Here is a 13587-nt window from a genome sequence, read left to right as displayed (position 1 = left end):
TGAACCGCACCATGAAAAGCCTCTTCCACCTCGCCTACCACGTGCGCGACCTCGAAGGCGCACGCGAGTTCTACGGCCGCGTGCTCGGTTGCCGCGAAGGCCGCAGCACCGACAGCTGGGTCGACTTCGATTTTTTCGGGCACCAGATCTCGCTGCACCTGGGTGAGCCGTTCGCCACCGCGAACACCGGCCGCGTCGGTGGCCACCTGGTGCCGATGCCGCACCTCGGCGTGGTGCTCGAGCTGCCCGACTGGCAAGCGCTGGCGCAACGGCTGCGCGACGCCGGCACGGCCTTCGTGGTGGAGCCGCAAGCGCGCTTCGAAGGGCAGCCGGGCGAGCAGTGGACGATGTTTTTCCTCGACCCGTCGGGCAACCCGATCGAGGTCAAGGGATTCCGGTCGCTGGAGACGCTCTACGACCGGTAGTGTCAGCGGCTACTTGACGTACAGCACGCGCATGCCCGAGAGCTTGCCCCCCGGCCGGTCGAGCACCTGCACGGTGGTCTGGCGCGGGCGGAACCCGTCCGGTAGCGGCAGGCTGCCGCGCACGCTTTCATAGCGGCCCACCGAGATCGGCACCGGGTCCAGTTTGAGGGTCCGCTCGGGGCCGTCGGCCGGCGTGCCGGCGACGACAAACTGCAGCACGCCCCGGAAAGGCTGCGCGGCGCGGTCGCGCGACAGCACCACGTCGTAAACAAGCGCGTTGCCGTCGAGTTCGAAACGGGCGGCGCGCACGGCCACCGCGCTGCCCCGCGGGTCGGGCGGCAGCGACGCCACCAGCGCGCCGACGTCCTCACGCAGGCGCTCGACCGTGTCGCGGCTGGCGGTGAGTTCGCGGGTCAGCTGGTCCTTGTCGGCCAGGGCCGATTTCAGCTGCTCGCCGGTTTTGCCCAGTTCGCCTTGCAGGCGCAGCCGCTCGGCATCGGCCTGTTCGAAGGACTGCCGCAGCAGCGCCGACTCGGCAACCGACAGACGCGGCGGCAGCACACGCTCCTGGACGTACATCACGGCGCCGACACCGAGGCCGGCACCGAGCAACAGCAACAGCAGCCAGCGCGGCAGCACGGCACGTGAGCGTCGCGAGCCATAACGGTCGAGCACGACGGGCTTGGGTCGTCCAAACATGGGCAGGAGGAAATATCAGAGAGGGATGGCGGGGCCCGACAGCGTACCGCTGTTTCGGCCCCCCTTTGAAACACGATGTGGATGCCCCGCCCCGGCTCCCCACCCCAGCCGCGGCATTCAGGCGGCTGCAGGCAGCTCCCACGGGGGCGTGTTGTCTTCGGCCGCGGGGCCGCCGGCATCGGCAGGCACTGCGCTGCCCGCACTCTTGTAGAACTTCTCGCGGTCGAGTTCACCGCCCAGGGCGTCGATCAGATCGGGAATCAGCTTGCCCAGCTCGCCCGTCATCAACGCCACGTCGGCATCGAAGCCGCCGTCGTCCCGGGTGGCCGAGCTCGCGCCCTCGAGCACGACGTCGAGCAGCTTGATCTTCTTGATGGCCAGCGACTCGGTCAGCACGAAGGACACCCGGCTGTCCCAGGTCATCGCCACCTGCGTCGGCACCTTGCCCTGCTCGATGTGCTGGCCGACCTCGTCGATGTCCAGCGTGTGGCGGGCATAGCGCACCGTGGCCTTCTCGCTGTCGGGCTGCTTGAGTTCGCAGTCACGGTCGATCGTGAAGCCGGCGGGCGCCTCCTTGCTCTTCAGCCAGCCCGACATCGCCACGGCCGGCGAGATCTCGCTCTGCAGGAAGCTCAAGGAAAGGCCGCCGCCCAACAGCTCAACCAGCCGGCTGACGATGGCGTCGGCCTTCTTGATGCTGGATGCGTCGACCACCACGAAGCCGGCCGCCGGGTTGATCCACACCGTGGTGTTGCCGCGCTTGGGGAAGGCGCGCGGCAGCAAGTCGCGCACGATTTCTTCCTTCAGCTCCTTCGCGCGCTTGCCCTTGGGCCGGCGCCCCGTTTCCTGCTCGACCTTGTCGAGCTGCTCCTCGAGCCGGGTCTTGACCGCCGATGCAGGCACCGACTTGGTCTCGGTGCATAGCCTGAGGATCCATTGGCCGCCGATGCTCTCGACCAGCGCGCCGTGCTTCTGGCCGCGCGGCTCGACCCAGCCGGCGGATTCGGGCTGGGTCGCACCGCACTCGGCAAAACGGGCGCCGGCGAGGCGTTCCTCGATGTCGGCAACGGCCGGACGGTCCCACTGGGCGATACGGAAAACGAGTGCGTTCTTGAACATGGCGAAGCTGAGCTGGAGAGCGCGGATTTTAGGTGCCGGGGTCGACCACCTCCGCACACCCGCATGCCGGGCGCGTGCATTCGTCGACGACAAGCACGCTCGCTACACTTGCGTCTTTGTTCCACGCCCTGCATGCCCGTGTCCCCTCGCCTTGCCGTTCTTCACCAGTACCTCTTGCCCAAGCAGGCCTTGACCGCGCTCGCCGGCAGGTTCGCATCGGCCGAGGCCGGCCGGGTGACGACGGCGGCGATCCGCTGGTTCGTCAAGCGCTATGGCGTCGACATGCAGGAAGCGCAGAACCCCGACCCGGCAAGCTACCGCAGCTTCAACGAGTTCTTTACCCGGCCCCTGAAGCCGGGAGCGCGCCCGATGGCGGCGGCCGATCTGATCTGCCCGATCGACGGCGCAGTGAGCCAGTTCGGCCGCATCGAACGCGACCGCATCTTCCAGGCCAAGGGACACGACTACTCGGCGCTGACGCTGGTCGGCGGCGACGCCACGCTGTCGGCCCGGTTCACCGACGGCGAGTTCATCACGCTTTACCTCAGCCCCAAGGACTATCACCGCATCCACATGCCGTGTGCCGGGCGGCTGCGGCGCATGGTCTACGTGCCGGGCGACCTGTTCTCGGTGAACCCGACCACGGCGCGCGGCGTGCCGGGGCTGTTCGCCCGCAACGAGCGGGTCGTGTGCGTGTTCGATGGCGAGCGCGGCCCCTTCGTGATGGTGCTGGTGGGCGCCACCATCGTCGGCAGCATGGCCACCGTGTGGCACGGGGTCGTCAATCCACCGCGCACGAAAAGCGTGCGCGAATGGCGTTACGACGATCGGGAAGTCGCCTTCGCGCAGGGCGACGAGATGGGACGCTTCCTGCTCGGCTCGACCGTGGTCATGCTGTTCCCGAAGGACTGCATGCGCTTCAACGCCGAGTGGGTGCCCGAGCGCCTGGTGTGCATGGGTGAAGCCATGGCGACCTACGTGCCGGCCGCCGCCTGAACCGTCACGCCTTCTTCGGTTTTTCCTCGACCGGCGCCCCGGCGGCTTTCCAGGCCGTGAAGCCCCCTTCGATGTGGGCCACGCGCGGCAGCCCCATGTCCTGCAGCGTCTTGGTCGCCAGCGCCGAGCGCCAACCGGCCGCGCAGAACAGCACGAACTCCTTGTCTTCGGCGAACACCGGCCGGTGGTAGGGCGACTCGGGGTCGATCCAGAACTCGAGCATGCCGCGCGGCGCATGCACCGCGCCCGGCACCACGCCCTCGCGCTCCAGCTCGCGCACGTCGCGCACGTCGACGAACTGCACGCTGGTGTCGCCGAGTTTCGCGCGCGCTTCCTCGACGCTGTAGGTCGTCACCTGCGCCATCGCTTCGTCGACCAGGGCGCGGTAGCCCTTCTTCAGTTCCATCGCAAACTCCTGCACATTAAAACGGCCCTTGGGCCAGCCAGCGTTCCATCTGGGCCTTGCGGTCGTTGCCCCAGAACGGTTCGCCGTCGACGATGAAATACGGTGCGCCGAACACCCCTGCGGCAATCGCCGCCTCGTTGGCCTGCTTCAGGCGGTCCTTCCACAGCGGGTCGTTCCAGACGGTCTCGGCCGCCTGCGGGTCGAGGCCGAATTCCTCGGCCAGCCGCTTCAGCGCGGCCGGGTCGGACAGATCCACCCCACGGCCGAAGTAGGCACGAAAACAGGCCCGTGCCCAGGCGGTCGAACGCGACGCGTCGGCGCCGCACAGCCACCAGAACACGCGCGCGGCGTTCTGCGTCGGGATCGGAAAGCGCGCGGGCTGCGCATAGGGCACGCCCTCCGCGCGTGCCGAGCGGGCGAAGTCGCGCAGTGCGTACTCGCGCTTGATCGGGTGGTCGACCGGGGCGCGCAGTTCGGCGGCGCGGAAGGTCGCGCCGAGCAGGATGGCGTGCCAGCGTACCGTGCGCCCGTGGCGGGCGGCCAGTGCTTCGATCCATTCCGAGGCGATGTAGGAATACGGCGACGAGAAATCGAAATAGAAGTCGATCAATGCAGGCATGACTTACTTGTACAACAGTTGCGGCAGCCACAGGCCGATACCCGGGAAGACATAGAGCAGCACGATCGCGATGATCTGGATCCCCATGAAGGGCAGCATGCCGGCGAAGATCTGGTTCAACGTCACGTGCGGCGGCGCCACGCCCTTCAGGTAGAAAGCCGACATCGCCACCGGCGGGCTGAGGAAGGCCGTCTGCAGGTTCAGGGCCACCAGCAGCCCGAAGAACAGCGGATCGACGCCGAAGTTGTCGAGCAGCGGAATGAAGATCGGCATGAAGATCACGATGATCTCGGTCCACTCCAGCGGCCAGCCGAGGATGAAGATCAGGATCTGCGACAGCACCATGAACTCGATCTTGCTGAGGTTCATGCTCAGCACCCACTGCTCCACCAGGTCCTGCCCGCCCAGCAGCGCGAAGGCCGACGAGAAGATGGCCGAGCCGACGAACAGCCAGCACACCATGGCCGACGTCTTGGCGGTCAGGTAGACCGACTCCTTCACCACCGAGAACGTCAACCGCCGGTAGGCGGCTGCCAGCAGGAAACCGCCGAGGGCACCGACGGCCGCGGCCTCGGTCGGCGTCGCGAAGCCGAACACGATGGAGCCGAGCACGGACAGGATCAGGATCAGCAGCGGGAAGAACGACGACAGGAGCATCTTGAAGATCTCCAGCCGCGCGAAGCTGAGGAACAGGTAGAAGATCGCGACGATGGCCGCCAGCACGGCGAAAGTGGCCCACCACCAGGTGGGCACCGGGCGGGGTTCGGCGACTGCAGCGGCGTCGCCGGCGGCGCCCGGCGGCTCGGTCACTCCCTCAGCGGGTGCAGGCTCGGCCCCCGGGGGCTCGGCCAGCTCCGCAGCGCCGGGGGGTTCCTGCAGGCTGCCGTCGTCGGCACCCGGTGGCTCCGCCACGCCGGGCGGCTCCTGCAGTCCGGTCGACTCGCTTCGCTCCTCGGTGCCCGGCGCCGAGAAGCTGATGGGCTCGATCCCGTAGTCGACCACCTCCAGCGGCGCCGTCACGCTGCGGTAGCTGGCCAGGGCGACCGCCGCGAACAGCAGCGCAGGCAGCACCACCACGCCCAGCTGCCGCAGCACGTGTCCGAGCGGAACGTCGGCGTTGCGCCGACCCTTCAACGCATGCAGCAGGCGCCGCACCGCGTGCTCGCCGCCGTCACGGGTCAGCCGTGCCGTCAGCTCGGGCAGCGCGACACGGCGGGACTCGGCCGACAGCGGCGGCGCCAGGTGCGGCTTGAACTTGGCCATCGCGATCACGTAGAGCACGTACAGCCCCGCCAGCATCAGCCCCGGGAAGAAGGCCCCGGCATAGAGCTGCACGACCGATACACCGGCGGTGGCACCGTAGACGATCAGCAGCACCGAGGGCGGGATCAGGATGCCGAGGCAGCCACCGGCAGTGATCGCGCCGGCCGCGATCGGCGTGCTGTAGCCGGCGCGCAGCATGGCCGGCAACGCGAGCAAGCCCATCAGCGTGACCACTGCCCCGACGATGCCGGTGGCCGTGGCGAACACCGCGCAGGTCACCAGCGTGGCCACCGCCAGCGACCCTGGAACGCGTGCCATCGACAGATGCAGGCTTCTGAACAGCTTTTCGATCAGATTCGCGCGTTCGACCAGATAGCCCATGAACACGAACAACGGAATGGCGATCAGCACATCGCTGGCCATCGTCTTGTAGGCGGCCTGCACCATCAGGTCCAGCGTGCGCGTGAGGTCGCGGTCGTAGGCCAGCCAGGTGAAGATCATGCCCATGCCCATCAGCGTGAATGCCGTCGGGAAGCCGAGCATGATCGCCACCACCACCATCGACAGCATCAGCAGGCCGAGATGGCCGTTGGTGACGCGCTCGACGCTGAGCAGCATGGCCGCCACCGCGACCAGCACCACGGCCATGAAGCCCAGGCCGAACCACAGCTCCTTGCGAATTTTCATCGACCGCTCCCGGAGGTGCCTGCATGCACCGGGTCTTCGTCGGCGTCCTTCACGTGCACCATCTCCTTGAGCTTGTCGACGTCGACCTCCTCGACGTCGCGCTCGCGTGACGGCCACTGCCCATCACGCAGGCACAGCACGCAGCGCACGATCTCCACGGCGCCCTGAAGCAGCAGTGCCAGACCGGCCAGCGGGATCACGAACTTGAACGGGTACAGCGGCAACGGGTCGGCCGAGAAGGTCTGCTCCCGGATCGCAAGCGATTCCTGCGCGTAGATCCAGCCGGCCCAGGTGAGTGCAACGATGCCGGGCAGGAAAAACACCACGTAAAGCACCAGGTCGATCGTCGCCTGCGTGCGCGGGCGAAGAAAGCCGTACAGCACGTCGCCGCGCACATGCCCGTTCTTCGACAGGGTGTAGGCACCGGCCAGCATGAACAGCGTGCCGTAGAGCATGATCTGCGCGTCGAGCACCCAGGCATGCGGCCGGTTCAGCGCATAGCGGGAAAACACCTCCCAGCTGATCAGCGCGGTGAGCCCGACCACCGTCCACGCGGCAAGCTTTCCGAGCCAGGTCGACATCGCATCGACCGCAAGCAGCACTTTCTGCATGACGCCTTTCGAAGCTGGAGGGAAAACGCGAGGGCGCCGTCCCGGCGCCCTCGTGCTGCGCGGAGCGCCTCAGCGCTTGCCGGAGAAGTAGTGGTTGTAGGCCATCTTGAAGTCGACCATCGTGTCGTTCTGCCAGCGCCCGCAGCGCTGTGCATAGGCCTTCATCGAGTCCATCACCTTCTTGAAGCTGGCGTTCTCGGCCGACTTCTTGCTCGTCACCTTGTCCCAGGCTGCCAGCTGCGCGCGCAGGATGGCGTCGGGCGTCTTGTAGAACTTCACGCCCTGCTTCTGCTGCATCTCGAAGTAGTCCTTCGAGTAGCGATCGATCGCCTTCCAGCTCATGTCGGCCGACGCGGCCTGCACCGCATAGTCGATCACCGACTTCAGCTCGGTCGGCAGCGCGTCGTACTTGCCCTTGTTGAACAGGATCTCGAACTGCTCGCCCGACTGGTGGAAGCTTTGCAGCATGCAGTTCTTCGCCACGTCCGGGAAGCCGAGCACGCGGTCGCTGGACGCATTGTTGAACTCTGCCGCATCGATCAAGCCACGGTCGAGCGCGGGGACGATTTCGCCGCCCGGCAGCGGGTTGACCGCGACGCCCATCTCGGTGAACACGTCCACGGCCAGGCCCACGGTGCGGAACTTCAGCCCCTTCAGGTCGGCGGCGCGCGCGACCGGCTTCTTGAACCAGCCGAGCGGCTGCGTCGGCATCGGGCCGTACAGAAAGGACTGCACCTCGAGGTTCAGGCTCTTGTAGATCTCGTCGAGCAGCTGCTTGCCACCGCCGTAGTAGTGCCATGACAGCACCATGTTCGGGTCCATCCCGAAGGCCGGGCCGGAACCCCACAAGGCAACGGCGGGATTCTTGCCGTACCAGTAGGCGACCACGCCATGGCCGCCGTCGAGCGTGCCCTTGCTGACCGCGTCGAGCAACTGGAACGCCGGCACCACCGCACCGGCGGGCAGCACCTCGATCTTCAGGCGGTTGCCCGCCATGTCGTTGATCTTTTTCGCGAAGTCGTTCGCGTACTCGTGGAAGATGTCCTTCGCCGGCCAGGTGCTCTGGAAGCGCAGCGACGTGGTCTGCGCGGTCGAGATGGCGGGGAAGGCGGTGGCACCGGCACCGACGGCGCCCGCACCGGCACGCTTGAGGAAGCGGCGGCGCTGCGAGGTAGATTGACTCACGGCTTGTCTCCTGCTGAGGTGGTTCGACGGGCCCCTCGTCTCTGCCGGACGGGTGGGTCGGACCATGCTAGACAGCAGTGACGGTGGGGGGGCTAGCGAAAACCCGCGCCGCCGGCGCCGTGCAGAGGGCCGGCGAGCGCCGCGGCCGCACAGATCGGTGCGATCTGCAGCGTGCCGCGCCGCGCATCCTGAATATCAGCTGAACGAAAGGGGCGATCGAGGCTACTTGCGCCAGAACGACGGGGTCAGCAACACCATGAAGGACAGCATTTCCAGCCGCCCGAGCAGCATCGCGGCCGTGCAGACCCAGGTCTGGAAGTCGGTGAGCCCGCCGAAGTTGCCGGCCGGCCCGACGCTGCCCAGTCCCGGGCCCATGTTGTTCACGCTCGCGACGATGGCGGTGAACGCGGTGATGACGTCGAGGTCGGTCAGCAGCAGCAGCATCGTCAGGCTGATGATCGTCGCCCCGTAGACGAGCATGAAGGCCAGCACCGCGAAGATGGTGCTGCCCGGCACGCTGGTGTCGCCCAGCATCACCGGGTTCACCGCACGCGGATGCACGATGCGCGACATCTCTCGCAACGCCTGCTTCAGCAGGATGATGACGCGGACCATCTTGATGCCGGCACCGGTGGAGCCGGCGCTGGTCGCCATGCCGGACAGCATCAGCATCAGCACGGGCGCGAAGACCGGCCAATGGCTGTAGTCCACCGTGGCATAGCCGGTGGTCGATGCGATCGACACCACGTTGAAGAACGCCGCCCGCAGCGCTTCGAGCGGGTCGGCGTAGGTGCCCTTCACGAGCAGCAGTGTCGCGACGAGCAGGCTGCTGCCGACCATCAGGCCGAGGGTGCCCCGCACTTCGGGGTCGACCATCAGCTTGCGGGTGGATCGCTTGCGCAGCGCCACGAAGTACAGCGCGAAGTTGCAGCTGGCCACCAGCATGAAGAAGACCGCCGTCCATTCCAGCAGCGGCGACGCGAAGTACCCGAAGCTGGCGTCATGGGACGACAGCCCCCCCAGGCTCACGGTGGTGAACATGTGCATCCACGCGTCGAGCCAGCTCATGCCCCCCGCGCGAAAGGCCAGCAGGCAGGCGACCGAGAAGACGCAATAGACCGTCCACAGCCCCTTGGCCGTCTCGGTGATGCGCGGCGTCAGCTTGGCGTCCTTCATCGGCCCGCTGGTCTCGGCCTTGAAGATCTGGCTGCCGCCCGCGCCCAGCAGGGGCAGGATCGCCACCGCCAGCACGAGGATGCCCATGCCGCCCATCCACTGCATGAAGCAGCGCCACAGGTTGATGGACGCAGGCAGCTTGTCGAGCCCGGCCAGCACGGTCGCGCCGGTGGTGGTCAGCCCCGACATCGCCTCGAAGTACGCGTCGGTGAACGAGATCGGCATGCCGGCCTGGCGGAAGTAGATGATCAGCGGCAGGCTCGCGAACAGCGGCAGCACCGTCCACGCCAGCGACACGAGCAGCACCCCGTCGCGCGGCTGCAGCTCGCGACGGAACCGGCGTGCCGCCAGCCACATGAGCAGGCCGCTGCCGAAAGTCGCAGCGATGGCGCCGTGATAGGAGCGCGCGGCGGTTTCGTCGCCGAACAGCGCCACGCTCAACGGCACGAGCATCGCCCCGGCAAAGAACATCACGATCACGCCGAGGATGCCGACAACGGGCAGCACCGATTGCATGGAAAAGTCGGCTTTCGTCAGAAGAAAATCGCGCTGACCTGGAACAGCTTCTCGACCTCGCGCACGTCGCGCTTGCGCGGCAGGAAGATGATCACGTGGTCGTTCGACTCGATCACCGTGTCATGGTGTGCAATCAGCACCTGGGCGGCGAGCCTGCGTTTTTCCAGTTCGTCGGCCGGCACCTCCGCGTCGGGCAGGCCGCGCACGATGGCGCCGATCTGTGCGCCTTTGGGCAGTTTCAGCTCCTCGATGCGGCGTCCGACCACCTTCGACGACTGCCGGTCGCCGCGCGCCACCGCTTCCAGCGCTTCGGCCGCGCCGCGGCGCAGGCTGTGCACTGCCTCCACGTCGCCGCGGCGCACGTGCGCGAGCAGCTCGCCGATCACCGCCTGTGCCGGCGACAGCGCGATGTCGATCTCGGTGCCCTGCACCAAGTCCGCATACGCCTTGCGATTGATCAGCGCCAGCACCCGCTTGGCGCCCATGCGCTTGGCGAGCAGGCAGGACATGATGTTGTCCTCGTCGTCGTTGGTCAGCGCGAGGAACAGGTCCATGTCGTGCACGTTCTCTTCCTCGAGCAGCTCCTCGTCGGTCGAGTCGCCGCCCAGCACCAGCGTGTCGGCCGCCAGTTGCGACGCCAGGTACTCGCAGCGCACCGGGTCGTGCTCGATCAGCTTGACCCGGTAGTCGCCCTGCAGCAGCCGGGCGAGTCGCAGGCCCACCCGTCCGCCGCCAGCGATCATCACGCGCTTGACCGGGCGGTCGCGCCGGCGCAGCGCTTCGAGCACCATGCGGATATGGCCGGTCGCCGCCAGCACGAAAACCTCGTCGCCGGGCTCGACCCGGGTGCTGCCTTCGCACGTCACCTGGCGGTCCGGTCCTTCCGGGTCCCGCCGGTAGATCGAGACGATGCGCATTTCCGCATCCGGCACCAGGCTCGGCAGCTCGGAGATCGTGTGCCGCACCAAGGCGCCCCCGGACACCGCGCGCACGGCGATCAGGCTCACCAGCCCTTCGGCGAACTCCAGCACCTGCAGGGCCTCGGGGTATTCGATCAGCTTGCGGATGTAGCGTGTCAGCGAAGCCTCGGGGCAGATCACGCGGTCGACCGCGAAGCCCGCCTTGCCCATCAGCGTGGAGCCGTCGACGAACTCGGGGGACCGCACCCGAGCGATCGTCGTCGGGATGCTGAACATGTCGTGGGCAATCTTGCAGGTGACCAGATTGGTCTCGTCCAGCGGCGCACAGGCGATCAGCATGTCGGCATCCTGTGCCCCGGCGTCCTGCAGCACCGAAGGCTGGATGCCGTTGCCGACGACACCGCGCAGGTCGAGGCGATCCTGCAGTTCGCGTACCCGTTGCGGGTTGGCGTCGATGACAGTGATGTCATTGCGCTCGGACACCAGATTTTCGGCGACGCTTTCGCCGACGCGGCCGGCGCCGAGGATGATGATGTTCATGGAGACGGATTATGGGCGAGGCACCGGCCCCGGTTCAGGGGGTTGCCGCGCGCCGTGACGCCGCTACGCGCGAACCGCCCCCCGGCGGCGCGGGCTTGCAGGCGGTGCCATCATCACGGCCATGAATGCCCCCCATGAGCCCTTGCTGGTGCCGGCCCTGAGCCGTCTGGTGGAGGACAGCGCCGCGTCCGCCGGCCATGCCTTCGCGTGCATCACCGCGCGGCGCGAGCACGGCGTCAAGTCGGTGCAGGTCGAACGCGGGCAGTTGGCGGTCGTCCTGCGCGGCACGAAGACCGTGCGCCACGGGGCCACCTCGCTGCACTACGCGCCTGGCGACATGCTGGTGATGGCCGCCGGCCACCGGCTCGACGTCGTCAACATCCCCGACACCGCGGATGGCCGCTACCTCACGGTGGCACTGCCGCTGTGCGACGAAGTGCTGGCCAGTGCACGCATGCTGTGGGGGCCGCTGGTGCCGCAGGCGTCCAACCCCATCGGCAAGGTGGCGGCAGCGCAGGTCGAGCGCGAAATGACCGGTTGGATCGACGCCCTCGCCACAGGGCGCGAGGCAGGCGCGCGCCTGGCCCTCACCGCCCTGACCTTGCGCCTGTGCGAACTCGGCCATACGGCGCTGCTGGTGCCGCCGACCGCGACGGTCGCCGCCCGCGTGCGCGCCCTGGTCGCGCAAGCCCCCCAGCGCGACTGGCGCTCGGCCGACTTCGAGCAGGATCTGGGCATGAGCGGCGCGACGCTGCGGCGCAGGCTGTCCGAGGAACGCACCCGCTTGCGCGACGTGGTCAGCGACGCGCGGCTGGCGTGCGCGCTGGACCTGCTCTACACGACACGCTGGCCGATCAAGACCGTGGCCGACAAGGTCGGCTACCAGTCCGCCGCGAGTTTCGTCCAGCGCTTCAAGGAGCGCTACGGCCTGGAACCGGCCCGCATCGGCAACAGCACCGAGGCCCCCGGGTGATGAGCGTTTGACGCAGCGATCTGAGCGACGCCGCACGCCCACCGCGCGTAACGTGGCGCCATTCGTTCAACCACCCGTGCCGAATGGAGGAACCCACGATGTTCATGCTGTCGCGAAACGCGCGCCGTCTTGTTGTCCACGCTGCCCTGCTGGCCTGCGCCGCGGCCGGTGGGCCGGTGGTGTCCGCCGCCGAGCCGGCGGCCTTCGAGCAGGTGCCCGGCTACTACCGCCAGGCCATCGGCGAACTGCGGGTCACCGCCCTGTTCGACGGCGTGGCCTTCCTGCCCCGCGCGCACATGAAGGACATCGCCGCGAAACGCGCCGCCGGCCTGTTGGCGTGGTCCTACGTGCCCGAGCAGGCGGCCGGCATCCAGACGGCGGTCAACGCCTACCTTGTGCGCCGGGGCGACTCGCGCATCCTGGTCGACGCCGGCACGGCCGACTGCTTCGGCCCCACGCTGGGCCGCATCGGCGCCAACCTGCGCAGCGCGGGCGAGCGGCCCGAGGACGTCGACACGGTGCTGCTGACCCATGCCCACCCGGACCACCTGTGCGGCCTGGTGAAGCCTGACGGCAGCGCGATGTACCCCAACGCGACCGTGTGGCTGGCGGCCGAAGACGCGCGCTACTGGCTCGACCCGCAGGTGCAGGCGCAGGCGCCGCAAGGCCTGCGCCCGATGTTCGACATGGCCCGGCGCGCCGTGGCGCCCTACGAGGCCGCCGGCCGGTTGAAGCGCTTCGCCGCCGGCGACGCCTTGCCGTCGGGCGTGCGGGCGCTGGACACCGGCGGGCATACGCCCGGGCACACGTCCTGGGTGATCGAGGGAGGCGACGGGCAGCAGTTGCTGGTGTGGGGCGACGTGGTGCACTTCCACGCGGTGCAGTTCGTGCAGCCGGAGGTCTCGTACGAGTACGACACCGATCGCCGGCGCGCCGTTGCGTCGCGTCGGGCGATGCTGGCGCTGGCGGAGCGCTCGGGCGCCTGGGTGGCCGGGGCGCATCTGCCGTTTCCCGGGATGGGGCATGTGAGGAAGGAGGGGGGCGGGTATCGGTGGATACCGGCGGAGTATTCGCCAGTGCCTGGCGAGGCGAAATAGCTGGCCTGTCGAGCTTGCTTGCTGCCTGCCTGAGTGCTGCCTTGCCCGAGTGCTGTCTGCCTGAGTGCTGTCTGCCTGAGTGCTGTCTGCCTGAGTGCTGTCTGCCTGAGTGCTGTCTTAAGCGATGTAGTACATCGCGCTGCCGCGCCGGGAGTCCGCCCCGGCGGGCGGGTAACTTTCATTTGGCTGGCCCAAATGAAAGTCACCAAAGCAAAGGGCCTGAAGAAGAACACCATGCACTCTGACCGTTGAGCTTCTTGAAGGCGGTCCGGCGGGCGGCCTGTGATCGCCGTGCTGGCTAGACAAGCCGCACACCTGTTGTTTCGGTCCGAAGCGGACCGAATACCGGAACCGA

13 protein-coding genes are annotated in these 13587 nt (G+C 67.9%); 4 read left to right on the top strand and 9 right to left on the bottom strand.

Annotated features, from left to right (window positions below; translation table 11 throughout):
* The first annotated feature begins 11 nt into the window (after positions 1 to 11).
* Positions 12 to 425 carry a VOC family protein gene (locus M8A51_RS03050; RefSeq protein ID WP_251776657.1) on the top strand — a complete coding sequence of 138 codons (414 nt, stop codon included), beginning with the start codon at positions 12 to 14 and terminating at the stop codon, positions 423 to 425.
* 9 nt (positions 426 to 434) lie between these two features.
* Here M8A51_RS03050 and M8A51_RS03045 read toward each other — a convergent pair whose 3' ends face one another.
* Both M8A51_RS03045 and M8A51_RS03040 read right to left on the bottom strand, forming a co-directional pair.
* The gene (locus M8A51_RS03045; RefSeq protein ID WP_251776656.1) at positions 435 to 1124 is read right to left on the bottom strand and encodes a hypothetical protein; all 690 of its coding nucleotides are present in this window, start codon (positions 1122 to 1124) and stop codon (positions 435 to 437) included.
* A gap of 117 nt (positions 1125 to 1241) precedes the next feature.
* The gene (locus M8A51_RS03040) at positions 1242 to 2243 is read right to left on the bottom strand and encodes a recombination-associated protein RdgC (RefSeq protein WP_251776655.1); all 1002 of its coding nucleotides are present in this window, start codon (positions 2241 to 2243) and stop codon (positions 1242 to 1244) included.
* Positions 2244 to 2381: 138 nt separating this feature from the next.
* On the opposite strand from M8A51_RS03040, the gene asd reads away from it, so the two are divergent.
* Positions 2382 to 3239, top strand: coding sequence for an archaetidylserine decarboxylase (gene asd / locus M8A51_RS03035; RefSeq protein WP_251776654.1), 858 nt, complete (start codon positions 2382 to 2384; stop codon positions 3237 to 3239).
* Between the two features lie 4 nt (positions 3240 to 3243).
* On the opposite strand, the gene M8A51_RS03030 is transcribed toward asd, so the two are convergent.
* From M8A51_RS03030 to trkA, 7 genes are all read right to left on the bottom strand, one after another.
* Positions 3244 to 3645 (bottom strand): rhodanese-like domain-containing protein, encoded by a 402-nt coding sequence (locus tag M8A51_RS03030; protein ID WP_251776653.1) that lies wholly within the window; start codon positions 3643 to 3645, stop codon positions 3244 to 3246.
* A gap of 16 nt (positions 3646 to 3661) precedes the next feature.
* The gene (locus tag M8A51_RS03025) at positions 3662 to 4264 is read right to left on the bottom strand and encodes a 2-hydroxychromene-2-carboxylate isomerase (RefSeq protein ID WP_251776652.1); all 603 of its coding nucleotides are present in this window, start codon (positions 4262 to 4264) and stop codon (positions 3662 to 3664) included.
* 3 nt (positions 4265 to 4267) lie between these two features.
* The gene (locus M8A51_RS03020) at positions 4268 to 6214 is read right to left on the bottom strand and encodes a TRAP transporter large permease (RefSeq protein ID WP_251776651.1); all 1947 of its coding nucleotides are present in this window, start codon (positions 6212 to 6214) and stop codon (positions 4268 to 4270) included.
* A complete protein-coding gene (locus tag M8A51_RS03015) occupies positions 6211 to 6825 on the bottom strand; it encodes a TRAP transporter small permease subunit (RefSeq protein WP_251776650.1) in 615 nt (204 codons plus the stop codon). The genes M8A51_RS03020 and M8A51_RS03015 overlap by 4 nt, the downstream gene beginning before the upstream one ends.
* A 69-nt stretch (positions 6826 to 6894) precedes the next feature.
* Positions 6895 to 8010, bottom strand: a complete 1116-nt coding sequence (locus M8A51_RS03010) for a TRAP transporter substrate-binding protein (RefSeq protein ID WP_251776649.1) — start codon at positions 8008 to 8010, stop codon at positions 6895 to 6897.
* Positions 8011 to 8232: 222 nt separating this feature from the next.
* Complete coding sequence (locus M8A51_RS03005; protein WP_251776648.1) at positions 8233 to 9702, bottom strand: TrkH family potassium uptake protein; 1470 nt, start codon at positions 9700 to 9702, stop codon at positions 8233 to 8235.
* A gap of 17 nt (positions 9703 to 9719) precedes the next feature.
* Positions 9720 to 11162: a Trk system potassium transporter TrkA gene (trkA, locus tag M8A51_RS03000; protein WP_251776647.1), complete on the bottom strand. Its 1443-nt coding sequence runs from the start codon at positions 11160 to 11162 to the stop codon at positions 9720 to 9722.
* Positions 11163 to 11283: 121 nt separating this feature from the next.
* Between trkA and M8A51_RS02995 the strand changes: the two genes are divergently transcribed.
* Positions 11284 to 12135 (top strand): helix-turn-helix domain-containing protein, encoded by an 852-nt coding sequence (locus M8A51_RS02995; RefSeq protein WP_251776646.1) that lies wholly within the window; start codon positions 11284 to 11286, stop codon positions 12133 to 12135.
* A gap of 98 nt (positions 12136 to 12233) precedes the next feature.
* On the top strand, positions 12234 to 13232 hold the full coding sequence (locus M8A51_RS02990) for an MBL fold metallo-hydrolase (RefSeq protein ID WP_251776645.1): 999 nt from the start codon (positions 12234 to 12236) through the stop codon (positions 13230 to 13232).
* The last annotated feature ends 355 nt before the right edge of the window (positions 13233 to 13587 follow it).

Source organism: Caldimonas mangrovi (genome assembly GCF_023721835.1).
Classification (GTDB): Bacteria; Pseudomonadota; Gammaproteobacteria; order Burkholderiales; family Burkholderiaceae_C; genus Caldimonas; species Caldimonas mangrovi.
Note: the sequence above shows the minus strand (reverse complement) of the source record. Positions and strands in the feature narration are given on the sequence as shown.

Bases quoted from the DNA above. Each gene is read 5' to 3' on its own strand.
- M8A51_RS03050 (WP_251776657.1), top strand. From the start codon at position 12: ATGAAAAGCCTCTTCCACCTCGCCTACCACGTGCGCGACCTCGAAGGC.
- M8A51_RS03045 (WP_251776656.1), bottom strand. From the start codon at position 1,124: ATGTTTGGACGACCCAAGCCCGTCGTGCTCGACCGTTATGGCTCGCGA.
- M8A51_RS03040 (WP_251776655.1), bottom strand. From the start codon at position 2,243: ATGTTCAAGAACGCACTCGTTTTCCGTATCGCCCAGTGGGACCGTCCG.
- M8A51_RS03030 (WP_251776653.1), bottom strand. From the start codon at position 3,645: ATGGAACTGAAGAAGGGCTACCGCGCCCTGGTCGACGAAGCGATGGCG.
- M8A51_RS03025 (WP_251776652.1), bottom strand. From the start codon at position 4,264: ATGCCTGCATTGATCGACTTCTATTTCGATTTCTCGTCGCCGTATTCC.
- M8A51_RS03020 (WP_251776651.1), bottom strand. From the start codon at position 6,214: ATGAAAATTCGCAAGGAGCTGTGGTTCGGCCTGGGCTTCATGGCCGTG.
- M8A51_RS03015 (WP_251776650.1), bottom strand. From the start codon at position 6,825: ATGCAGAAAGTGCTGCTTGCGGTCGATGCGATGTCGACCTGGCTCGGA.
- M8A51_RS03005 (WP_251776648.1), bottom strand. From the start codon at position 9,702: ATGCAATCGGTGCTGCCCGTTGTCGGCATCCTCGGCGTGATCGTGATG.
- trkA (WP_251776647.1), bottom strand. From the start codon at position 11,162: ATGAACATCATCATCCTCGGCGCCGGCCGCGTCGGCGAAAGCGTCGCC.
- M8A51_RS02995 (WP_251776646.1), top strand. From the start codon at position 11,284: ATGAATGCCCCCCATGAGCCCTTGCTGGTGCCGGCCCTGAGCCGTCTG.
- M8A51_RS02990 (WP_251776645.1), top strand. From the start codon at position 12,234: ATGTTCATGCTGTCGCGAAACGCGCGCCGTCTTGTTGTCCACGCTGCC.